The 21,043-nt window shown below is 70.3% G+C and carries 21 protein-coding genes; 18 read left to right on the forward strand and 3 right to left on the reverse strand.

Going from position 1 to position 21,043, the window contains the following annotated elements:
- Window positions 1-46: 46 nt before the first annotated feature.
- Entirely contained in the window at window positions 47-2,077 is a 2,031-nt protein-coding gene (locus ACIQ6S_RS00220) for a 3-hydroxyacyl-CoA dehydrogenase NAD-binding domain-containing protein (RefSeq protein ID WP_397606574.1), read from the reverse strand.
- 158 nt (window positions 2,078-2,235) lie between these two features.
- On the opposite strand from ACIQ6S_RS00220, the gene rpoE reads away from it, so the two are divergent.
- From rpoE to recO, 10 genes are all read left to right on the forward strand, one after another.
- Window positions 2,236-2,814 carry an RNA polymerase sigma factor RpoE gene (gene rpoE, locus ACIQ6S_RS00225; protein WP_397571957.1) on the forward strand — a complete coding sequence of 193 codons (579 nt, stop codon included), beginning with the start codon at window positions 2,236-2,238 and terminating at the stop codon, window positions 2,812-2,814.
- 8 nt (window positions 2,815-2,822) lie between these two features.
- On the forward strand, window positions 2,823-3,494 hold the full coding sequence (locus tag ACIQ6S_RS00230) for an RseA family anti-sigma factor (protein WP_397606575.1): 672 nt from the start codon (window positions 2,823-2,825) through the stop codon (window positions 3,492-3,494).
- Window positions 3,491-3,976 (forward strand): SoxR reducing system RseC family protein, encoded by a 486-nt coding sequence (locus ACIQ6S_RS00235; protein ID WP_397606576.1) that lies wholly within the window; start codon window positions 3,491-3,493, stop codon window positions 3,974-3,976. The genes ACIQ6S_RS00230 and ACIQ6S_RS00235 overlap by 4 nt, the downstream gene beginning before the upstream one ends.
- A complete protein-coding gene (locus ACIQ6S_RS00240) occupies window positions 3,931-5,430 on the forward strand; it encodes a Do family serine endopeptidase (RefSeq protein WP_397606577.1) in 1,500 nt (499 codons plus the stop codon). The genes ACIQ6S_RS00235 and ACIQ6S_RS00240 overlap by 46 nt, the downstream gene beginning before the upstream one ends.
- Window positions 5,431-5,506: 76 nt before the next feature.
- Window positions 5,507-7,306 carry a translation elongation factor 4 gene (gene lepA, locus ACIQ6S_RS00245; RefSeq protein WP_397606578.1) on the forward strand — a complete coding sequence of 600 codons (1,800 nt, stop codon included), beginning with the start codon at window positions 5,507-5,509 and terminating at the stop codon, window positions 7,304-7,306.
- 9 nt (window positions 7,307-7,315) lie between these two features.
- Window positions 7,316-8,134: a signal peptidase I gene (gene lepB / locus ACIQ6S_RS00250; protein ID WP_397606579.1), complete on the forward strand. Its 819-nt coding sequence runs from the start codon at window positions 7,316-7,318 to the stop codon at window positions 8,132-8,134.
- A gap of 97 nt (window positions 8,135-8,231) precedes the next feature.
- Window positions 8,232-8,513: a DUF4845 domain-containing protein gene (locus ACIQ6S_RS00255; RefSeq protein ID WP_397606580.1), complete on the forward strand. Its 282-nt coding sequence runs from the start codon at window positions 8,232-8,234 to the stop codon at window positions 8,511-8,513.
- Between the two features lie 10 nt (window positions 8,514-8,523).
- Window positions 8,524-9,216, forward strand: coding sequence for a ribonuclease III (gene rnc, locus ACIQ6S_RS00260; protein WP_397606581.1), 693 nt, complete (start codon window positions 8,524-8,526; stop codon window positions 9,214-9,216).
- The gene (gene era, locus ACIQ6S_RS00265) at window positions 9,213-10,127 is read left to right on the forward strand and encodes a GTPase Era (RefSeq protein ID WP_397571964.1); all 915 of its coding nucleotides are present in this window, start codon (window positions 9,213-9,215) and stop codon (window positions 10,125-10,127) included. The genes rnc and era overlap by 4 nt, the downstream gene beginning before the upstream one ends.
- Window positions 10,128-10,136: 9 nt before the next feature.
- Window positions 10,137-10,907: a DNA repair protein RecO gene (recO, locus tag ACIQ6S_RS00270; protein WP_397606582.1), complete on the forward strand. Its 771-nt coding sequence runs from the start codon at window positions 10,137-10,139 to the stop codon at window positions 10,905-10,907.
- On the opposite strand, the gene ACIQ6S_RS00275 is transcribed toward recO, so the two are convergent.
- Window positions 10,863-11,531 carry a response regulator gene (locus ACIQ6S_RS00275; RefSeq protein ID WP_397571966.1) on the reverse strand — a complete coding sequence of 223 codons (669 nt, stop codon included), beginning with the start codon at window positions 11,529-11,531 and terminating at the stop codon, window positions 10,863-10,865. The two genes, recO and ACIQ6S_RS00275, sit on opposite strands and share 45 nt — an antisense overlap.
- Before the next feature lie 13 nt (window positions 11,532-11,544).
- Between ACIQ6S_RS00275 and ACIQ6S_RS00280 the strand changes: the two genes are divergently transcribed.
- The 8 genes from ACIQ6S_RS00280 (at window position 11,545) to ACIQ6S_RS00315 (ending at window position 19,977) form a co-directional block, all read left to right on the forward strand.
- Entirely contained in the window at window positions 11,545-13,629 is a 2,085-nt protein-coding gene (locus ACIQ6S_RS00280) for a hypothetical protein (RefSeq protein WP_397606583.1), read from the forward strand.
- 131 nt (window positions 13,630-13,760) lie between these two features.
- Window positions 13,761-14,426 (forward strand): YdbL family protein, encoded by a 666-nt coding sequence (locus ACIQ6S_RS00285; RefSeq protein ID WP_397606584.1) that lies wholly within the window; start codon window positions 13,761-13,763, stop codon window positions 14,424-14,426.
- Window positions 14,427-14,471: 45 nt separating this feature from the next.
- Complete coding sequence (rlmD, locus tag ACIQ6S_RS00290) at window positions 14,472-15,845, forward strand: 23S rRNA (uracil(1939)-C(5))-methyltransferase RlmD (RefSeq protein WP_397606585.1); 1,374 nt, start codon at window positions 14,472-14,474, stop codon at window positions 15,843-15,845.
- On the forward strand, window positions 15,845-16,354 hold the full coding sequence (locus ACIQ6S_RS00295; protein ID WP_397606586.1) for a CYTH domain-containing protein: 510 nt from the start codon (window positions 15,845-15,847) through the stop codon (window positions 16,352-16,354). The genes rlmD and ACIQ6S_RS00295 overlap by 1 nt, the downstream gene beginning before the upstream one ends.
- Window positions 16,348-17,355 (forward strand): beta-N-acetylhexosaminidase, encoded by a 1,008-nt coding sequence (nagZ, locus tag ACIQ6S_RS00300; RefSeq protein ID WP_397606587.1) that lies wholly within the window; start codon window positions 16,348-16,350, stop codon window positions 17,353-17,355. The genes ACIQ6S_RS00295 and nagZ overlap by 7 nt, the downstream gene beginning before the upstream one ends.
- Window positions 17,356-17,364: 9 nt before the next feature.
- Entirely contained in the window at window positions 17,365-17,922 is a 558-nt protein-coding gene (locus tag ACIQ6S_RS00305) for a hypoxanthine-guanine phosphoribosyltransferase (RefSeq protein WP_397606588.1), read from the forward strand.
- Complete coding sequence (locus tag ACIQ6S_RS00310; RefSeq protein ID WP_397606589.1) at window positions 17,919-18,665, forward strand: S-methyl-5'-thioinosine phosphorylase; 747 nt, start codon at window positions 17,919-17,921, stop codon at window positions 18,663-18,665. The genes ACIQ6S_RS00305 and ACIQ6S_RS00310 overlap by 4 nt, the downstream gene beginning before the upstream one ends.
- Window positions 18,666-18,690: 25 nt before the next feature.
- Entirely contained in the window at window positions 18,691-19,977 is a 1,287-nt protein-coding gene (locus tag ACIQ6S_RS00315; protein WP_397606590.1) for an FAD-dependent oxidoreductase, read from the forward strand.
- A 10-nt stretch (window positions 19,978-19,987) separates the two neighbouring features.
- Here ACIQ6S_RS00315 and ACIQ6S_RS00320 read toward each other — a convergent pair whose 3' ends face one another.
- Entirely contained in the window at window positions 19,988-21,040 is a 1,053-nt protein-coding gene (locus ACIQ6S_RS00320; RefSeq protein ID WP_397606591.1) for a diguanylate cyclase domain-containing protein, read from the reverse strand.
- Window positions 21,041-21,043 lie beyond the last annotated feature (3 nt).

Here is a 21,043-nt window from a genome sequence, read left to right on the forward strand (position 1 = left end):
CGCGGACGGGCGAGGCGGCTCGCGCCGCCTTCACCCCCCGCCGGGCTCAGAGCGCGTCCCAGCCTGGACGCGGCTTGAAGCGGTCGCCGTGCTTGGCGGCCAAGGCCTCCAGCGTGGCCTTCAGCTTGGCCGGGCCGGCGGCGCGTGCGTGGCTGATCGGGCCGCCGCGGAAGGGGGCGAAGCCGGTGCCGAAAATCACGCCGGCATCCAGAAGGTCGGCGTCGGCGACGGTGCCGTCGGCGAGGCAGCTCACGGCTTCGTTGACCAGCGGCAGGATCAGGCGGTCTTCGAGATCGTCGGGCGCCTTGTAGTCGGCGGGAACCTGCGGCTTGACGGCCTTGCCGTTCTCCCACTTGTACAGGCCCTGGCCGTCCTTCTTGCCGCGCTTGCCTTCTTCGACGGTGAGCCCGTCGGGCAGGGGCTGGCCGTGGAAGGCCGCCATGATCTTGCCCACGCTCGCGGCCACGTCGAGGCCGACGGTGTCGACGAGTTCTATCGGGCCCATGGGCATGCCGAACTTCAGTGCGGCCTTGTCGATCACCGCACCCGGCACGCCTTCCTTGAACAGCAGGATGGCTTCCTGCATGTAGGGCGCGAGGATGCGGTTGACGAGGAAGCCCGGCGTGCCCGCCACCGGCACCGGCAGCTTGTCGATGGCCTTGCAGAACGCGGCGAGGCGGCGCGTGGTCTCGGCGTCTAGGCCGTCGTGCTGGACGATTTCCACCAGCGGCATCATCGAAACCGGGTTGAAGAAGTGCAGGCCTGCGAAGCGCGCCGCGTCGGTGCGGCCCTCGCGCAGGATTTCCAGCGCGATCGAGCTGGTGTTGGTGGCGAGGATGGCGCCGGGCTTCAGCGTCTCCTCGGCCTTCTTGAACAGCGCGTGCTTGGCTTCGGCGTTCTCGTAGATGGCCTCGATGACGAGGTCGGCCTTGGCCACGCCGGCACCTTCAACATCGGCCTGCAAGCGGGCACGGGTCTCGGCGCGCTTGGCCTCGTCCTTGATCTTCTTTGCGTAGAACTCGTCGGCACGCTTCAGGGCCGGCTCGATGAACTTCATCTCGCGGTCCTGCAGGGTCACGTTGAAGCCACGGAAGGCGGCCCAGGCCGCGATGTCGCCGCCCATCACGCCGGCGCCCACCACGTGCACGTGCTGGATGCCGTGGTCCTTGCCGCCGAGGCCCTTCAGGCGCTCCATCAGCAGGAAAACGCGGACAAGGTTCATCGCCGTCGGCCCGGTGGCGAGCTTCGAAACGGCCTTGGCCTCGGCCATCAGCGCCTTGCCGACGTTGTTGACGCCGTTGCGGCGCCAAGCCTCGATCATCGCGAACGGGGCGGGGTAGTGCTCCTTGCGGGCCTTCCGCGACACCTGCTTGACCATCATGTTGGCCAGCACTTGGCGCGCCGGCCAGGTGTTGGTGGCCCAGGCGGTGAGGCGCTGCTTGAGCGGGCGCTGCGTGCCCTTCTTCGCCAGTTCGATGGCGGCATCCACGAGCAAGGGGCCCTCGACGACCTTGTCGACCAGCCCCATCGCGCGGGCCTGCGAGGCGCGCAGGCCACGTCCGGTGAGCATCAAGTCCATGGCCGCGGGGGCGCCGAGCAGCTTCGGCGCGCGAACGCTGCCGCCCCAGCCCGGGTAGATGCCCAGCTTCACTTCCGGCAGGCCGATGCGGGTGTTGTCCGCGCTGCTGGCCACGCGGTAGCGGCAGGCCAGGGAGAGTTCGGTGCCGCCGCCCATGCAGTGGCCGTGGATGGCCGCGACGGTGGGGAAGGGCAGCTTGCTGATGCGGTCGAACAGCAACTGGCCGGAGCGGATCCAGTCGAAGGTCTCGCCGCGGGCGTGGATCGCCTCGAAGCCTTTGATGTCGGCGCCGGGGATGAAGCCCGCGGCCTTGCCCGAGCAGAACACCACGCCCTTGGGTTTCTCGATGGCGAGGCGCTCGACCAGCGAGGCGAGCTCATCGAGCACGCCGCGGGAGAGCGCATTGACGTTCTGGTCGGCGCGGTCGAGGGTGAGCACGACGATGCCGTCCGGACGCACCTGGGTGCGCCAATGCTGCAGGCGAAGACCTTCGAACATGGGGAGTCCGTACGGAAGAGTAGGGTGATGGGCCGGTATCATCCGGGCTGCACTTTCCCCCGGTCAAATCGGCCGGGAACTTTTTTTCGAAAGTCCGGTCTAGGTCCGCGTTCCATCCGCGGCCGATCCGGCGCCAAGCAGCCAGGAGCGGGCCCGGGATGGGCGACGACCCCAACGACTTCCAACTCGTGCAACGCGTCCAAGCCGGTGACCGCTCTGCCTTCGACCTGCTCGTCCGCAAGTACCAGTACCGCATCGCGGCCCTGGTGCGGCGCTACATCCGCGACGAGGCCGAGGCCGAGGACGTGGTGCAGGAGGTCTTCATCCGCGCCTGGCGCGCCCTGCCGCAGTTCCGCGGGGATGCGCAGTTCTACACCTGGCTTTACCGGATCGCCGTGAACACCGCCAAGAACCACCTCGTCAGCCTTGGCCGCCGCCCGGCCACCGACGACATCGACGATGAGGAGCTCACGACCGTCCGCGAGGCCGAGCGCCTGCACGACGTCGCGACGCCCGAGCACGAGGCGCTTCGCAGCGAGATGGAATCCCTCGTGCTGGCCGCCGTGGACGCCCTCGCCCCCGAATTGCGCGAGGCCCTGACGCTGCGCGAGGTCGAGGGCCTGAGCTACGAGGACATCGCCGAGCGGATGCAGTGCCCCATCGGAACGGTGCGTTCGCGCATCTTCCGCGCCCGCGACGCGATCGACGCCCGCCTGAAACCCTTGTTGAACCCATGAGTACGCCGATGTCCCCGAATGCCCCTGCCGGCCCCGACGACTTCCGCGAACAGTTGAGCGCCTGGCACGACGGCGCACTTCCGGACGAAGCCTCGCGCTTCGTGCTGAAACGCCTGCTGGGGGATGAGTCGCTGCGTGCCGAGGTCGGCCGCTGGCAGGTGATCGGTGACGCGCTCCGGCGCCAGCCTCACCAGCGTCCCGTGGGGGATCTGCCGGCTCGCGTGGCCGTGGCGGTCGCGGCGGACGAGGCGCGACGGGCTGCCGACGCGCCCGTGATCCCGGGCGCCGTCCCCGTGCGTTCGGGTTCGCTGCGCTGGCTGGCGACGGCGGCGGCGCTGGGCCTGATGGCCGTCTTGGCGTGGCCGTCCGATCCGGTGCCGGTGGCTGGCGACGCCGCAACCCTCATGGCCGAAGCGCCCGTTCCCTCGGTCGCGACGGCGCTCCCGGCGGGGCCAAGCCCCCCGTTGCCGATGCCACCGCGTCGCGCGGAAGCGAACCCGTCGGCCGCTCTTGTGGCCGCCGTGCCGCCGCTGGTGCGCGCCCCGCAGCCGACCGCCGAACAGCTCGCGCCGCTGCCTGCCGTCGATGCGCCGAGCCGTCCCTGGCCGCGCAGCGCGTCGGAACAGGACGTTTACACCGTGGACTACAGCGTGCCGGCCGCCGCGCCGCCACGGCAGTGACCCCGGCTCCACTGGCCGCCGGGGAGGCGATCCGCCGTCGCGCCGTCGTCGTCTCCGCCGCGGACAGGCAGCTGGCCTTGCGCTGGACGGAATCCCAATGCCGCGGCTGTGTCGGGTGTGGCGGCCGTTGCGGCCTCTTCGCTGCTGACGATGTCGGCGTGGTCCGCCTCGAGCACGACGCCAGGGCGTTGCAGCCCGGCGACGCCGTCGATGTGGAAGTGTCCGCGCCTCGCCTTCGCCACGCCGCCATGCGTGCCTACGGTTTGGCGCTCGTCGCCCTCATCGCTGGTGTCGGCCTTGGCCATGCCGTCGGTGCTCGTTGGGGCGCCGCGAATGCCGGCGCGCTCGTCGGGCTGCTGCTGGGAACTTTCCTTGCGGGCCTGCTGACCAAGCGCCTCGATGCCTCGCCGCCGCTGCGTGTGCGGCCTTGCCCCGATTGCCCTTCCGAACTCGAGTCCGACCCCAAGGAGCTCCCACGATGATGACCCCGGTCCGTCTGCTTCCCCTCGTCCCCGTGCTGGCCGCCGCGCTGCTGGCGCCGGCCGCTGTCGACGCGCAGACCGCCACGCCCGCGGCCCCGGCCCCGGTCTCCGCACCCCTCGTGCAGTTGCCTGACTTCACCCGCTTGGTCGAGCAGGTGTCCCCGGCCGTGGTCAACATCGAAGCCACCAGTACGCCTGGCGGCGGTGCCAAGGCACAGGGCCAGCCCCAGGACGAGGAGATCCCCGAGATCTTCCGCCGCTTCATTGGCCCCGGCATGCCCCAACCGCAGCAGCGCGGCGGCGTCTCGCAGGGCACCGGCTTCGTCACCAGCGCCGACGGCTACATCATCACGAACCACCACGTCATCGACGGCGCCGACAAGGTGATCGTGCGCTTCAACGACCGCCGCGAGCTGGAGGCGAAGATCGTCGGCTCCGACGCGCTGTCGGACATCGCCGTGCTCAAGGTCGAGGCCACCGGCCTTTCGGCCGTGCGCATCGGTGATGCGCGCAGCCTCAAGCCGGGGCAATGGGTCGTGGCGATCGGCTCGCCCTTCGGCTTCGACTACTCGGTGACGGCCGGCATCGTCTCCGGCGTGAACCGCCGCAGCCTCGACCCGGGCCAGCAGTACGTGCCCTTCATCCAGACCGACGTCGCCATCAACCGCGGCAACTCCGGTGGCCCGCTGCTCAACGTGCGGGGTGAGGTGGTCGGCGTGAACTCGCAGATCTTCAGCAACACCGGCGGCTTCATCGGCGTGAGCTTCGCGATCCCGGTGGACGTGGCCATGAACACCGCGCGCCAGTTGCGCGAGAACGGCACCGTGCGCCGCGGCGTGCTCGGCGTGCAGATCGGCCAGCTCACCCGCGAGCGGGCGCAGGAACTGGGCCTGCCGCGCCCGGTGGGGGCCTTCGTGAACAGCGTCAACAACGGCAGCGCGGCCGACAAGGCCGGCATCCGCCCGGGCGACGTCATCACCGCTTTCAACGGCCGCGAGATCCTCACCGCCTCCGACCTGCCGCCCCAGGTGGGCCTGCTGCCCCCCGGCAGCCGCGCCACGGTGACTGTGCTGCGTGACGGCGGTCGGCGTGACCTTGTCGTGTCGCTCGACGCCCTCGATGGCGCCACGGCGGGCGCACCGGCGGCACCGGCGGCTCCGGCCGCCGCCCCGGCCAACGCGCTGGGCCTGGCGACGGAGGCGGTGGATGCCGCCACCCGCCAGCGCTTGGGCCTGCAGGCCGGCGAGGGCGTGCGGATCAGCCGCGTGGGCTCGGCCTTGGCCCGCCAGGCCGGCCTGAATCCCGGCGACGTGGTCCTGGCCGTCAACGGCCGCGACGTGGGCACGGCGGCGGCCTTCGATGCGGAGCTGGGCAAGGTGAAGGCAGGCAGCATGCTGCGCTTGCTGGTGCGCAACGCCAGCAGCACCGGCTTCGTCGAGCTGCCCATGCCGTGAAGGCCGCCCGGGGCAGGCCCGTATGCGACAATCGTGGGCTTGCCCGAACGGGCACCGTCTTCCCGGCACCGACCCCATGCAGCACATCCGCAACTTCTCGATCATCGCCCACGTCGACCACGGCAAGTCGACGCTCGCCGACCGCATCATCCAGCTCTGCGGCGGCCTCGAGGATCGCGAGATGGAGGCTCAGGTGCTCGACTCGAACCCCATCGAGCGCGAGCGCGGCATCACCATCAAGGCCCAGTCCGTCTCGCTGCCCTACACGGCGAAGAACGGCCAGACCTACCAGCTCAACTTCATCGACACGCCCGGCCACGTCGACTTCAGCTACGAGGTGTCGCGCTCGCTGGCGGCGTGCGAGGGCGCGCTGCTGGTGGTGGATGCCGCGCAGGGCGTCGAGGCCCAGTCGGTGGCGAACTGCTACACCGCGGTCGAGCAGGGCCTCGAAGTGGTGCCGGTGCTCAACAAGATCGACCTGCCGACGGCCGACACCGAGCGCGCGAAGCGCGAGATCGAAGCGGTGATCGGCATCGACGCCGAGGACGCGGTGGCCATCTCGGCCAAGACCGGTCTCAACGTGCGCGACGTGCTCGAGGCGATCGTGGCCCGCATCCCGCCGCCGAAAGTGGGCGACACGGACAAGCTGCAGGCCCTGATCATCGACTCCTGGTTCGACAACTACCTCGGCGTGGTCTCGCTGGTGCGCGTCATGCAGGGCGAGATCCGCAAGGGCGACAAGATCCAGGTGATGTCGACGGGCCGCGTGCACGAGGTCGACAGCGTCGGCGTGTTCACGCCGAAGCGGAAGCTCAAGGACGCGCTGCTTCCAGGCGAGGTGGGTTTCCTTACCGCGTCGATCAAGGACGTGCATGGCGCACCCGTGGGCGACACGCTGACGTCGGCGCGTGATCCGGCAGCGAAGCCGCTGCCGGGCTTCCAGAAAATGCAGCCTCGCGTGTTCGCCGGCCTGTTCCCGACGGCGGCCGACGATTACCCGGCGCTGCGCGAGGCCCTCGAGAAGCTGCGCCTCAACGACGCCGCCCTGCAGTTCGAGCCGGAAAGCTCGGAGGCGATGGGCTTCGGCTTCCGCTGCGGCTTCCTCGGCATGCTGCACATGGAGATCGTGCAGGAGCGCCTCGAGCGCGAGTACGACCTCGACCTCGTCACCACCGCCCCCACCGTCGTCTACGAGCTGCTGCAGACCGACGGCGAGGTGATGAAGCTGGACAACCCGGCGCGCCTGCCGGCGGTGAACAAGATCCAGGAAATCCGCGAGCCGATCATCCGCGCCAACATCCTCACGCCCGAGGAGTACATCGGCAACATCATCAAGCTCTGCGAAGAGAAGCGCGGCAGCCAGATCGGCATCACCTACCTCGGCAGCCAGGTGCAGATCGCCTACGAGTTGCCGATGGCCGAAGTGGTGCTGGATTTCTTCGACCGCCTGAAGTCGGTGTCGCGCGGTTACGCTTCGCTCGACTACCACTTCCTGCGCTTCGAGGCCGGCCCGTTCGTGCGCGTCGACGTGCTGATCAACGGCGACAAGGTCGACGCCATGTCGATGATCCTGCACCGCGCCCACGCCGACCGCCGCGGTCGCGACCTCTGCGAACGCATGCGCGAGCTGATCCCGCGGCAGATGTTCGACGTCGCCATCCAGGCGGCCGTCGGTTCGCAGATCATCGCCCGCTCGACGGTCAAGGCGATGCGCAAGAACGTGCTGGCCAAGTGCTACGGCGGCGACGCCACGCGCAAGAAGAAGCTCCTCGAGAAGCAGAAAGAGGGCAAGAAGCGCATGAAGCAGTTCGGCAAGGTGGAAATCCCGCAGGAAGCCTTCCTCGCGGTGCTGTCGGTCGACAACAACTCCAGATAAGGACGCTGCGTGAAGCTCGATTTCGCCCTGATCCTCACCGCCCTGACGTTGCTCTGCGGCGCGTTCTGGCTGGTGGACAAACTGGTGCTCGCCAAGCGCCGCGGCGCGGACGGCAAGCCGAACGAGACGGTCGACTTCTTCGCCTCCCTGTTCCCGGTGCTGGCGATCGTCCTGTGCCTGCGCAGCTTCGTCTACGAGCCCTTCCGCATCCCGTCCTCGTCGATGATGCCGACCCTGCTGATCGGTGACTTCATCCTCGTCAACAAATTCGCCTACGGCGTGCGGCTTCCGGTGACGAATACCGTGCTGTTCGACACCGGCGCGCCGGAGCGTGGCGACGTGGTGGTGTTCCGCTACCCGGGCCGCAAGCCGCCGGTGGCCAGCGATCCGCCGGTCGGCACCGACTACATCAAGCGCGTGATCGGCTTGCCCGGCGACATCATCGGAATCCGCCAGAACCGCCTGACCGTGAACGGCACGCCGATCGCCTATGGCGAGGAAGCAATCTACGTGGGAAGCGGTGCCACCGCGGCCATCGAGATGACCGGCGCCACCCGCGTCAGCGAGGCCCTCGCCCCGGGCAAGGAGCACGCCATCCTCGACAAATGGCCGCGCCAGATGGCCTTCGGTGACGGCGAGTACGAGGTGCCGGAAGGGCACTACTTCGTCCTCGGAGACAACCGCGTGGCCTCGGACGATGGGCGCTTCTGGGGCTTCGTCCCGGCGGCCAACCTGGCCGGCCGCGCCGACGTCATTTGGCTGAACTGTTCGAACTGGGCTTGCATGGACAGCTTCGATTGGCGTCGAATGGGCGACGTCATCCGCTAAACCCCCGGGGTTGTCCATGCGCCATCGCCAGCGCGGCATCAGCTTTATTGGATTCATTCTCGTCCTTATCGTGGGCGGGTTCTTCCTGTTCCTGGGAATGAAGATCGGTCCGACCTACATCGAGTACTACTCGATCCGCAACGCGGTGAACAAGGTGGCGGCTGAGGCCACTTCAGCCGATCCCGGAACCATCAGGCAGGCGATGGACCGCCAGATGAAGGTCGATTACGCGTACTCCTACAAGCCGGAGTTCGTGCGCGTGATCCGCGACGGCGATCAGCTCAACCTCGTGCTGAACTACGAGATCCGCAAGCCGCTGATCTACAACCTCGATTTCGTCGCCAAGTTCCAGCACTCGGCGCCGATCAGCCAGCGTTGACGGTCCTCGCATGAAGGCCGGCTTCGGTCATCGGTTCGCCGACCCGGCCCGGCTCGACACGGCGCTGCGCCACCGCAGCGCCGGCGCGCCGCACAACGAGCGGCTGGAATTCCTCGGCGACGCCGTCCTGGCCCTGCTGATCGCGGAAGCCCTGCACGAACGCTGGCCGCAGGCCGACGAGGGCGCCCTGACCCGGGCCCGTTCGGCCTTGGTGCGGGAATCGAACCTCGCCGGCATCGCGCGCGGCCTCGGCCTTGGGGACCGGCTGCAGCTCGGCCCGGGCGAAATGAAGTCCGGCGGCAAGCACCGTGATTCCATCCTCGCCGACGCGCTCGAGGCGGTGGTCGGGGCGATCTACCTCGATGGCGGGCTCGAGGCCTGCCGTGCCGTCGCCCTGCCGTGGTTCGAGGCGGGCTTGGCGGCCATGCCCACTGGCAAGGTCGAGAAGGACCCGAAGACCCGCCTCCAGGAATGGCTGCAGGCCCGCCAATGGGCGCGGCCGGAGTACGAGCTGGTGGAGGCCCGCGGGCCCGACCATTCGCGGCACTTCCGCGTCCGTGCCCGGGCCGGCGAGCCCCTGCTCGAGGTCGAGGGCGAGGGAACCTCGCTTCGCAATGCCGAACAGGCGTCCGCTGAAGCCCTGCTGGCCGCGCTGGAGCGCGACCATCCGAAGGGCCGCGGCGCCGCTACACTGCCGCCATGAGCGACACCCTCGATACCGATACCCCGCACCGCGCCGGCACCATCGCCGTGCTCGGCCGCCCCAACGTGGGCAAGTCCACCCTCGTCAACGCGCTGGTGGGCGCCAAGGTGAGCATCGTCTCGCCGAAGCCGCAGACCACGCGCCATCGCCTGCTTGGCATCGCCACCTTCCAGGACGGCCAGATCGCCCTGGTGGACACGCCCGGCCTGCACCGCGACCAGAGCGGGCGCGCGATGAACCGCTACATGAACCGGGCCGCCCGCGGCGCGGTGGAGGATGTCGACGGCGCGGCCCTGGTCGTCGAGGCCGGGCGCTGGACCGACGAGGACACCCTCGCCTACAAGGTGCTGCGCGATGCCGGCGTGCCGGTGGTGCTGGTCATCAACAAGGTCGACAAGCTCGTCGAGAAGGGGGCGTTGCTGCCCTTCATCGCCGAAGTGACCAAGGACCGCGAGTTCGCCGCCGTGCACCCCATCGCCGCGCGCAAGCAGGACGGCCTGCGCCCGCTGGTGAAGAGCCTGATCTCGGTGCTGCCGGAATCGCCGCCGCTGTTCGCCGAGGACGAGATCACCGACCGCAGCGAGCGCTTCCTCGCCGCCGAGCTGGTGCGCGAGCAGCTGATGCGCAAGCTCGGGCAGGAAGTGCCCTACTCGACGACCGTCGAGATCGAGAAGTTCGAGGAAGAAGGCGAGAAGCTGCGCATCGCAGCCATCATCTGGGTCGAGCGCGACGGCCAGAAGGCCATCGTGATCGGGCAGGGGGGCGAGATGCTGAAGACCATCGGCAGCGCCGCGCGCATCTCGATGGAGAAGCTCTTCGGGCGCCGCGTCTTCCTGCAGACTTGGGTCCGCGTGCGCGAGGGCTGGTCGGACGACGAATCCGCGCTGCGCCAGTTCGGCTACGGCGAGTAACGTCCCGCCGTGCGCGTCGGCGGTGAACGCGCCTTCGTGCTGCATGCGCGGCCTTGGCGCGAGACCAGCCTGCTGGTCGAACTGCTGAGCGAGCACCACGGCCGCATCGGCGTGGTGGCGCGCGGCGTGCAGGGGACGAAGCAGCAGGCTCGGCGCGCGGCGTTGCAGCCTTGGCAGGCCATCGAATTCGACGCCGCCCAGCGCGGCGAGCTCTGGACCTTGGCGCGTTGGGAGGCCGTCGATGCGGCGCCTAGGCATGCCGGCGACGCGGCGCTGGCGGGCTTCTACGTGCATGAGCTGCTGCTGCGCCTGTTGCCGCGGCAAGACGCCGTGCCCGAGGTCTTCGTGCGCTACGAGGCCTTGCGCGAGGAACTGGCGCAGGTGACGCCGCCGACCGGCGCGCAGCCGCTGGCCTGGACCCTCCGCCGCTTCGAGCGCGACCTGCTGGACGCCCTCGGCCTCGGGCTGCCCTGGGGAGAAACCGCCGAAGGTGAGGCGCTCGACCCAGCGGCGCGCTATCGCATCGATCCCGAACATGGCGCCTGGCGGGATCGCAGCCATGCACCGGACAGCCTGCGCGGCAGCGCGTTGCTGGCGCTCGCCGAGGACCGGTGCCCGCCGGCGGAAGAGCTCGGTGAGTTGCGCCGCGGGCTGCGCGCCATTCTGGCGCATCATCTCGGCGGCAAGCCCCTCAAAGCGTGGAGCCTGATGGCCGAGGTCGCGCGGGTGGGGCGCTCAGCCCCCGGGACTGGCGAGCGCCTCGTCGATCCGTCGGAGTAGCCGCATCGCGGCTTCGCTGTCGGCCGGTTCCGCATGCAGGGCTTCGACCGCGCCGGCCAAGGCGCTGGCGCCGACGAAGCCGCAGCCAGCCCGCAGCTGGTGCAGGACGGCGCGAAGCCCAGTGGTGTCGCCGTCGGCGAGCGCGGCAACCACCCGTTCCCGTTGGCGTGGCAATTCCTCGATGAACAGGGCGCGCATCCGTCGCAAGGCGGCATCGGAACCGCCGAGCGCCGAGAGCGCCTGGGCATCGTCCCAGGCCGAGCGGGATGCTCCGAGCCACGGCGCCAACGCCTGTCGCAACGCCGCCTCCGACAGCGGCTTACCGAGGGCCTCGACGAACCCGCTGGCCATCAGTCGCCGCCGTCGCTCGGCGTCGAGTTCGGCCGTGAGCGCCACCGCCGGCGTGTGGTTGGCGAGGGCGCGCTGGCGGGCGAGCCAGCCGTCGCCTTGCCCGTCGGGCAGCGAGACATCGAGCAACAGGAGCGCATAGTCGTTGTCGGCACAGAGCGCACCGGCATCCGCCAGAGTCCGGGCGGTGTCGACAATGCCGAACGGCGCCAGGCTGCTGCGGGCGAATTCGCGGCTGGCGGGGTCATCTTCGACCACCAGGAAGCGTAGGCTCACGGATCCCTCCTCGATGCGTTCCCCAAGCAGGATGCCGGCCCTCGCGGCGAGCCACTATAGGAAAATTCTGACGCTGCTCTTCTCGGCGGCGGCGCTTGGGTTGGCGTTCATGCTCGCGGCGCCCGAGGTTGGCGCCCGGGAGCTGCGCGTCGCCATCGAACGCGTGGACGCCGGTACGGCCCGCGCCGAGGCCGTGGCGATGCGGCTCCGAACGGGAGCGACGGGCGCGGAGCCCGTCGGGCTGACGGTGGAAGCAGGCCTCGTGGCGCTCCCGGCCCTCGCCCTCCACCTGGACCGCGTGGCGTGGACCTGCGAACGCGTGCTGACCTTGGAACCTCTGGCCTGCGAGGGCCCCCTGCAGGTCGGTGGCCGCTCGGCCGGACGGCTGGCCGTCGATCTTTCGGAAGCGCGCACCCAAGCGCACTGGTCGCAGGGGCGGCGGTCGATTCGCGTCGACAAGGACCTCGCCTCGCCATGGCGGGTGGCGGCCCAGCGCATTCCGTTGGCTTGGCTTGAGGATTTCGCGAAGCAACTCTGGGCCGGCGGCCGCCTCGGCGCCGGCACCGTGTCGGGCCGCTTGACAGTTCCTGCCGGGACGCCCGAGACCCGCGTCGATGCCGACCTGCGGCTCGAAGGCCTCGCCTTCGACACGCCGGACGGCCTGCTGGCGGGTGCCGGCCTGGCCGTCCCCCTGACGCTGCGCTATGTGACGACGCCCGCGTCGGCAGCGGCCCCGGAACGAACCCGCCTCACGCTGCGTGGGGCCCTCAAGGCCGGCGAGCTGCTGGTGAGCCCGATCTATCTGGCCGTTCCAGCCGCCGGAGTGGGCCTGCAGCTGGATGCCGAATCCGAGGCGGACGGCGGCTGGCGGCTCTCGCATTGGCAATGGGAGGACGCCGCTGCGCTGACGGCGGTGGGCGATGCGTCGCTCGATGCGGCCGGCAACGTGACGGCGCTCGCGGCGCGCTGGCGATCGCCGGACTTGGCCGCGCTGCGCAGGAGCTACCTCGACGGCGTGCTCGCGCCGGCCGGTTTCGGCGAACTCCAGTTGGCCGGGCAGGGCAGCGGTGCCTTCGGCTTCGATGCCGAGGGACTGTCGGCGCTCGATGTCGATCTGCGCGATGCCATCGCGATCGATCCGAAGGGCCGCTTCTCGCTGGCGGGGCTCGACGGTGGCGTGCGCTGGTCGCGTGATTCGGCGTTGGCGAACAGTCGCCTCGCGTGGCGCGCGGCCGCGCTGTACGGCATCGGCATCGAGGCGGGCCAGCTCGACTTCCGCAGCAGCGAAGGCCAGCTCGCGCTTGCGGCGCCGCTGCGCACCGGGATGCTCGGCGGGCACCTGCGGCTCGACCGGCTGCTGTGGCGGCCGGCGCGTGGTGAGGCGCCGCTGCGGATCGAGATGGGGCTGGCCCTCGAAGCGCTCGACCTCGGCAGCCTGTCGCAGCGCCTCGGCTGGCCGGACTTCGAAGGCACGATCGGCGGCACGCTGCCGAACGCGCTCTATGAGCGCAATCGCGTGAGCTTCGAAGGCGGACTGGCCATGCAGCTGTTCGGCGGCGAGGTGCGCATCGACGATCTCGCGCTCGAGCGGCCGTTCGGCGTCGCGCCCTCACTGGCGGCCAGCGTCCGTTTCCAGGACATCGACCTCGCGCCGTTGACCGGCGCCTTCGGTTTCGGCGAGATCACCGGCCGCCTCGACGGACGCATCCGCGATTTGCGCCTCGTCGACTGGACGCCCGTGGCCTTCGATGCGCGGCTGCTCACCGATCGGAACTGGGAGGGCTCGCGCCGCGTCAGCCAGCGCGCGGTTCAGGACATTTCCGACCTCGGCGGCTCCGGCCTGATTGCCGGCCTGCAGGCGCGGCTGCTGCGCACCTTCGACGATTTCGGCTACGACCGCATCGGCATCGGCTGCGTGCTTAAGGACAACCGCTGCGCGATGACCGGCCTGAAGAAGCGCGGCGACGGCTACGTGATCATCGACGGGCGCGGCCTGCCGCGGATCGAGGTGGTCGGCTTCCGGCGCAGTGTCGATTGGCCGACACTCGTCTCGCGGCTGAAGGACGCGACGGAAGGCGACACGCTTCGCATCGAATGAGGGAGGCCTCGCGTGGCCGGCGAGCGTCGTCGCCAGCCTGAACGCCGGGCGACGGTGGCAGGTCATCGGCTTGCGCGGCGCGCGCGCCACGGCGTTAGCATCCAAGACATCCCGCCATCGAGGTGATCGCCATGCGCCAGCCCCTGCTGAAGCTCTCTGCCCTGCTGCTGCCCGTCGCGTTGCTGGCGTCGTGCGTGACGATCAATGTGTACTTCCCGGCCGCGGAGGCGCAGAAGGCGGCCGAGGAATTCGTCGAGGACGTGATCGGCGAGGCGCCCGCGGACAGCGGCGGTTCGGCCGGCATCGAGAACGGCGAAGCCGCCCGCTTCGTCGCGGCGACGGTCGAAGGCCGTGACGTCGCTCCGGCCCGCGTGTTCTCGCATACCGAAACGCGCTTCGACCCGGTCGGTTTCTTCATCGGCAGCGCGATGGCGCAGGAGAACGTCGACATCCGCATCCGCACGCCGGCCATCCAAGCCATCCAAACGCGGATGGCCGAGCGATTCCAGGGCACGCTGGCGCCGCTCTTCGACGCCGGGGCAATGGGCTTCGGCAACGACGGCCTCGTGGTGCTGCGTGACCCGGCCAAGGTGCCGCTGGCGCAGCGCACGGCCGCGAACCAGGCCGTCGCCGAGGAGAACCGCGACCGCAACGCCGTCTACCGCGAGATCGCGGTGGCCAACGGCCATCCGGAGTGGGAGACGCAGATCCGCCAGATCTTCGCCAAGGAATGGGTGGCCCAGGCCCGCGCCGGCTGGTGGTACCAGGACAGCGCCGGGGCCTGGAAGCAGAAGTAAGCCCGGGCGTGCGAAAATCGCGCCCCGTTCTTCCCGAGCTTTCCCGTGGCGCGACAGCGGCAACGACTGGACCCTGATTTCGAGATCGCCATCGACGGCCTGACCCACGACGGCCGGGGCGTCGGTCGCCGCGACGGCAAGGCGGTGTTCGTGGCCGGCGCGCTGCCCGGCGAACGCGTTCGGGCGAAGCAGACGGCGAAGAACCGCCACTTCGACGAGGCCGCGGCCTTCGAGGTGCTCGAGGCCTCGGCCGATCGCGTGGCGCCGCGCTGCGCGCACTTCGGCACCTGCGGTGGCTGCGCCATGCAGCACCTCGACGAGGCCCGGCAAATCGAGGCCAAGGACCGCGTGCTCACCGAGAACATGGCGCGCATCGGCCACGTCGAGCCGCGCGAGTGGTTCACGCCCATCCGCGACGCCCAATGGGGCTACCGCCGCAAAGGGCGCCTCTCGGTGCGCTGGGTCGAGAAAAAGGCCAAGGCGCTGGTGGGCTTCCGCGAGCAGGACCCGCGCTTCGTCGCTGACCTCACCGAATGCCACACGGTGATTCCGGCCGTGGGCCAGCGCATCCCAGCGCTGTCGGCGCTGGTCGAGTCGCTCGAGGGTCGTCGCACGATTCCGCAGATCGAGTTCATTGCCGGCGACGGCGCGCTGGACGGCGGTGCGCCGCGCGAGAGCGGCGTGCTGGCGCTGGTGTTCCGCCATCTGGAGCCGCTGTCGGCCGGCGACCTGGAAAAACTGACGGACTTCGCCAAGCGCGAGGCGGTCGCGGTGTTCCTCCAGCCGGGCGGCATCGATACGGTCGCGCCGCTGTGGCCCGAGCACCTCGACCTGCATTTCGATCTCAGCGCCGAGGATGTGGGCGCCGATGAGGGCGTGCGCCTGCAGTTCCGGCCGCTCGACTTCATCCAGGTCAACGCCGGCTTGAACCGGAAGATGATCGCGCGGGCCATCGAGCTGCTGCAGCTCAAGCCCGGAGAGCGCGTGCTCGACCTGTTCTGCGGCCTGGGCAATTTCACGCTGCCGATCGCGCGGCGCGGCTTCGACGTCGTCGGCGTCGAGGGCGACGCCGGGCTGGTGGCGCGGGCACGGCAGAACGCCGAGGCGAACGGCCTGCCGAACGCGCGCTTCTTCGCTGCCGACCTCGCCAAGGACCTCTCGGGCGAGCCGTGGATGCGCGATGGCTTCGACAAGCTGCTGATCGACCCGCCGCGTGCCGGGGCCGCCGAAGTGCTGGCCCAGCTGCCGCTGAAGAACATTCCGCGCATCGTCTACGTGAGCTGCCATCCGGGCTCGCTGGCGCGCGATGCCGGCTTCCTCGTCAACGAGCGCGGTTACACCCTCCTCGGCGCCGGCGTGATGGACATGTTCCCGCACACCGCGCACGTCGAGTCGATCGCCGTGTTCGAGCGCCGCTGATGGGCATCGAGATCGAACGCAAGTTCCTCGTGCTGGGCGACGCGTGGCGTTCCCAGGCCTCGCGCCACCAGCGCATGGCCCAGGGCTACCTCAACGACGCGGCATCCCTGCAGGCCGGCGCGCAGAAGGCGTCGGTGCGCGTGCGCATCGCCGGCGAGCAGGCCGCGCTGAACCTGAAGTCGCGCGAGCTTGGGGCCTCGCGGCAGGAGTTCGAGTACGCCATCCCGCTGGCCGATGCGGAAGCCCTGCTGGCGCTCTGCGTCGGCGGCGCCATCGACAAGACCCGGCATTACGTCACCGTCGGCGCCCATCTGTGGGAAGTCGACGAGTTCCACGGCGACAACGCCGGGCTCGTCGTGGCCGAGATCGAACTGGGCGCGGTCGACGAGGCTTTCGAGAGACCGTCATGGGCGGGTTCGGAAGTCACCGAGCACGCCCGCTACTACAACCTCGCGCTGTCGGCCCGGCCGTACGCGCAGTGGACCGACGAGGAGAAACACGCGTGCTGATCTTCGGCATCGCTGGTACGGAACTCACCACGCAGGAGCGCGACTGGCTGCAGCATCCGCAAGCGGCCGGCGTGATCCTGTTCAAGCGCAACTTCGCCTCGCGCCAGCAGGTGGCCGAACTCGCCGCCGCCATCCGCGAGGCGGCACCGCGCCCGCAGCTGCTCTGCGTCGACCAGGAAGGCGGCCGCGTGCAGCGCTTCATCGAGGGCTTCACCAAGCTGCCGGCGCTGGCGCCGTTCGGCCCGCTGCATGATCGCGACCCCGGCGCCGCCCTGCGCCTCGCGCACGAGCACGCCTGGCTGATGGCCAGCGAGATCCGCGCCATCGGCCTCGACCTCAGCTTCGCGCCGGTGGTGGACCTCGGGCGCGGCAACCTCGCCATCGGCGACCGCGCCTTCCACGCCGATCCGCAGGTGGTCGCCGCGTTCACCCGCGCCTACGTGCAGGGCATGCACGCCGCCGGCATGGCCGCGACGCTGAAACACTTCCCGGGCCATGGCTCGGTGCTGGAAGACACGCACTTCGATGAAGCCATCGACCCGCGGCCGCTCGACGTGCTGGAGCGCGAGGACCTCGTGCCCTTCGTGGCCGGCATCGAAGCGGGCGCCGAAGCGGTGATGCTCGCCCACGTCACGTACCCGGCGATCGCGCCGGAACCGGCCGGCTACTCGCCGTTCTGGTTGAAGGACGTGCTGCGCGATCGCATGGGCTTCCGCGGCGTCGCGTTCTCCGACGACATCGGCATGGCTGCGGCGGAATCGGCCGGCGGCATCAAGGCCCGCATCGACGCGCACCTCGACGCCGGTTGCGACGTGGTGCTGGTCTGCGCCCCGGCGCTGGTCGAAGACAGCCTGAAGGCCTGCGACGGCCGCGGACCGGCCAACACGGCCGCGCTCACCGGCCTGATGGGCCGCGGCGCGCTCGGCTGGCAGGGGCTGCTCGCCGATGCCCGCCGCCCCGCCATCCAGTCCGCGCTTGGCGCGCCCCCGTTCATCGCCTGAGACCTCCGAATGACCCGCCCCCTGCTGGCCGACGCCCTGCGCGATTCGCGCGTGATCCATGACCGCGCGGCCATCGACGCCGCCATCGCCCGCGTCGCCGCCGAGCTCCGCACGGTGTATGCCGATGTCGCCGAGCCGCCGCTGTTCCTGACCGTGATGAACGGCGGGATGCTGTTCGCCACTGGCCTCGCGCTGGAAGCCGGCCTCGACTTCGAGTTCGACTACCTGCACGCCACGCGCTATCGCGGCAAGACCACGGGCGAGACGCTGGTGTGGCTGCACCGCCCGCAGACGGCGTTGAAGGGCCGTCGCGTGCTGGTCGTCGACGACATCCTCGACGAGGGCAACACGCTCGTCGGCATCACCCAGTGGTGCCGCGACCAGGGCGCCGCCGAAGTGCGCGTGGCCGTGCTCTGCCGCAAGGTCCACGACCGCTGCGCGCCTGATGCGAAGGCCGAACACATCGGTCTCGAGGTGCCCGACTACTACGTCTACGGCTACGGCATGGATTTCCACGAGCAGGGCCGCAACCTGCCGGCCATCTACGCGTGGGAGCCGAAGGCATGAGCCGTGCGATCGACTTCGCCGTCATCGGCGGCACGGGCCTCTACAAGCTGGCGGAACTCGACGGCGTCGAGACGCACACCGTCGACACGCCCTACGGCACGCCGTCGGCGCCGGTGCGCGTCGGCGGCTTCGGCCCTCATCGCATTGCCTTCATGGCCCGCCACGGCGAGGGCCATGCGATGCCGCCGCATCGCATCAATTACCGCGCCAACCTGTGGGCGCTGAAATCGATCGGCGCGACCCGCATCGTCGCGGTCAATTCGGTGGGCGGCATCACCGAAGCCTGGGGCCCCCGCGTCATCGGCGTGCCCGACCAGATCATCGACTACACGCACGGCCGCACGGTGAGCCTGTGGGACGGCGAGGGCGAGGCCCTGCACGTCGACTTCGGCGACCCGTACACGCCGGCGCTGCGCCGGGCTCTCGTGGAGGCCGCAAAGGCCGCCCGTGTGCCGGTGGTCGATGGCGGTTGCTACGGCGCCACGCAGGGCCCGCGCCTCGAAACCAAGGCGGAGATCGAACGCCTGCGCCGCGACGGCTGCGACCTCGTCGGGATGACCGGCATGCCGGAAGCCGCGCTCGCGCGTGAACTCGGGCTCGACTACGCCTGCCTCGCCATCGTCGCGAACTGGGCGGCCGGCCGCGCGCGGACCGATGAGGTAATCACCCTCGAGGACGTGCTGGCGAACATGGCCGCCGCCACGGAGCCGCTGCCCGGGCTGCTGCGGGCCTTGAAAGCCTGAGCCTCGATCGCGGCCCCCGACGCGCATGAGGCCACTCGACATCGCCATCGTCGGCTACGGCACCGCCGGCCAGGCGCTGGCGGTGCTGCTCTCGCGCGACGGTCATCGCTTGCAGGTGTTCGAACAGGCCGAGGCCCCGCGACCGGTCGGCGCGGGCTTCCTGCTGCAACCCACCGGGCTGGGTGCGCTCTGGCAAATGGGTTTGCTCGAGGCGGTGATGGCGCATGGCCGGCGCATCGATCGGCTTTTCGGCGACACGCCGCATGGCGGCGGCCATCGCGCCGTGATGGACATGCGTTACGCCGGGCTCGACGCCCGACTGTTCGGCTGGGGTCTGCAGCGCGGCGCGCTGTTCGAAGCCCTGCGTGCCGCGTGGCCGGACCACGACCGCATCACCACAGGCACGCGGATCGAGCGCGTCGACGACGACGGTACGCTGGTCGATGCCCGTGGCCAGCGCCACGGCCCCTTCGATCTCGTCATCGCTGCGGACGGTGCGCATTCCGCACTGCGGCAGGCGACGGCGGGCGTGGCTTCGATGGACGCCGTGTACCCGTGGGGCGCGCTGTGGTGCCTGTGCGAGGACCGCGGTTGGGCGCATGCCCATGAGTTGCGGCAACGCTACCGCCAGGCCCGGAAGATGGTCGGCGTGTTGCCCGTGGGCACGCGGCCCGGCGACACGCAGCCGATGCTGAGCTTCTTCTGGAGCCTGCCGCGCGAGGCTTTCGAGGCGTGGGAGCGCGAGGGCCTCGACGCATGGAAGGCGGAACTCGTTGCGCTGTGGCCGGAAGCGGCCGAACTCGTGGCCGGCATTTCCGAGGCGGGAACGCTCGCCCGCGCGACCTACCGCGACGTCGTGATGGATGGCCCCTGGCATCGCGGCCGCTTGGTGTTCTGCGGCGATTCCGCCCACGCGATGAGCCCGCAGCTGGGGCAGGGTGTGAACATGGCCCTGCTCGACGCGCTCGCGCTGCGCGATGCGCTGAGGACGATGCCCGATGGCGCCTCGCCGGAGGCGAAGGCCCTCGATGCCGCGCTTCGCACCTTCGCCCGCGAGCGCCGCCGCCACGTGGGCATCTACCAGTTCTGGAGCCGCTGGCTGACGCCGGTGTTCCAAGGCGAGCGGGACGCCATTGCCGCGCTTCGTGACGCGCTGTTCGTGCCGATGGGGCGCCTGCCCGGTGGACGCGGTCAGATGCTGCGTGTGCTCACCGGCACGCAGCGGGGTTGGCTCGGACGGCAGGCCTTGCCCGAGCGGCTGCTCGAGGCACTGTCCACGGCCGGCAGTGGGGACCCCGCCATCCCGCGCTGAGCTTCCGCGCTCAGCGGCGGTCGGTCTTCTCGGCGTGCAGCGCGTGCTCGGCGTCGCGCATCACGCGCTCGGCGTTGAGGCCCGCGCGGTCGATCAGTGCCGCGCCGATGCACAGCTCGATGCGCGGCATCGACTCGTTGGTGAGGTTGTCGGCGAGCACGGCATCGATGATGCGCTCGGCGGCGACGGCGGCCTGCAGCTCGGGGTTCGACAGGCGGTTCAGCAGCACGGCGAAATCATCGTCGCCGAGGCGCGCCACGATGTCATGGCCGCGGGTGCAGCGGCGAAGCACGTCGGCCACGCGCTGCAGCACGGTATCGCCCACCGCGTGGCCATGCGCCTCGTTGATGCGATGGAAGCGGTCAAGGTCGATGAACAGCACGGCGCTGTTCTGGCTGGGCGACCAGTGGGCGGCGCTGGTGCTCAGCGCCGTCTGGAAGGGTTCCAGCTTGAGCAGGCCAGTGAGGACGTCGAGGTCGCCATGGCGACGCTCGCCGGCTTCGCGGTGGCTGGTCTGCGAGAAGGCGCTCGCGAGCAGGCGCTCCGGGTCTTCGGGGCGATCGGCGAGCAGCGTGCGCGCGACACTCGCGGCGATGATGCCCGCGCCGATGCGCAACAGGTTCACCGCGGCGTCGGAGTAGCCGTGCGCCGTTCGCCAGCCGGCCATCAGCACGCCAGCCGGCGTGCCGGAGACATCGACGGGAACGGCGACGAGCGCCGCCGACTCGCTGCGCAGGCAGAGACCGCGATCGACGCGCGCGTCGGTCATCGTGTCGGGGGCCAGGGCCACGTTGCGGCTGAGCAGGGCCGAACCGCCGAGGCTGCCGGTCACGCCGCCGCGCGAGCCGACGAGGGTGGCGAAGCTGCCGACGGTGGCGACATGCACGAGTTCATCGCCCTCGCGCCGCTCGAAGGCCAAGCCGTCGGCGCCGCAGGCGTCCTTCAGCTCGGCCAGCAGGCGGGGCAATACATCGGCGGGGCGACCGCGGAGTTCGGCGAGGGCGGCCATCGCGCCGAGGGCGCGGGCCAGTCGATCAGCGTCGGACAGGGAGGCGTCGAACATCGG

Source organism: Silanimonas sp., assembly GCF_044377035.1.
Taxonomy (GTDB): domain Bacteria; phylum Pseudomonadota; class Gammaproteobacteria; order Xanthomonadales; family Xanthomonadaceae; genus Silanimonas.

Coding starts and splice junctions, on each gene's coding strand:
- ACIQ6S_RS00280 (WP_397606583.1), top strand. CDS start 11,545: ATGCGTTCCCCAAGCAGGATGCCGGCCCTCGCGGCGAGCCACTATAGG.
- ACIQ6S_RS00305 (WP_397606588.1), top strand. CDS start 17,365: ATGACCCGCCCCCTGCTGGCCGACGCCCTGCGCGATTCGCGCGTGATC.
- ACIQ6S_RS00230 (WP_397606575.1), top strand. CDS start 2,823: ATGTCCCCGAATGCCCCTGCCGGCCCCGACGACTTCCGCGAACAGTTG.
- ACIQ6S_RS00315 (WP_397606590.1), top strand. CDS start 18,691: ATGAGGCCACTCGACATCGCCATCGTCGGCTACGGCACCGCCGGCCAG.
- rnc (WP_397606581.1), top strand. CDS start 8,524: ATGAAGGCCGGCTTCGGTCATCGGTTCGCCGACCCGGCCCGGCTCGAC.
- ACIQ6S_RS00310 (WP_397606589.1), top strand. CDS start 17,919: ATGAGCCGTGCGATCGACTTCGCCGTCATCGGCGGCACGGGCCTCTAC.
- ACIQ6S_RS00285 (WP_397606584.1), top strand. CDS start 13,761: ATGCGCCAGCCCCTGCTGAAGCTCTCTGCCCTGCTGCTGCCCGTCGCG.
- lepA (WP_397606578.1), top strand. CDS start 5,507: ATGCAGCACATCCGCAACTTCTCGATCATCGCCCACGTCGACCACGGC.
- era (WP_397571964.1), top strand. CDS start 9,213: ATGAGCGACACCCTCGATACCGATACCCCGCACCGCGCCGGCACCATC.
- ACIQ6S_RS00320 (WP_397606591.1), bottom strand. CDS start 21,040: ATGTTCGACGCCTCCCTGTCCGACGCTGATCGACTGGCCCGCGCCCTC.
- ACIQ6S_RS00220 (WP_397606574.1), bottom strand. CDS start 2,077: ATGTTCGAAGGTCTTCGCCTGCAGCATTGGCGCACCCAGGTGCGTCCG.
- ACIQ6S_RS00295 (WP_397606586.1), top strand. CDS start 15,845: ATGGGCATCGAGATCGAACGCAAGTTCCTCGTGCTGGGCGACGCGTGG.
- rpoE (WP_397571957.1), top strand. CDS start 2,236: ATGGGCGACGACCCCAACGACTTCCAACTCGTGCAACGCGTCCAAGCC.
- ACIQ6S_RS00255 (WP_397606580.1), top strand. CDS start 8,232: ATGAAGATCGGTCCGACCTACATCGAGTACTACTCGATCCGCAACGCG.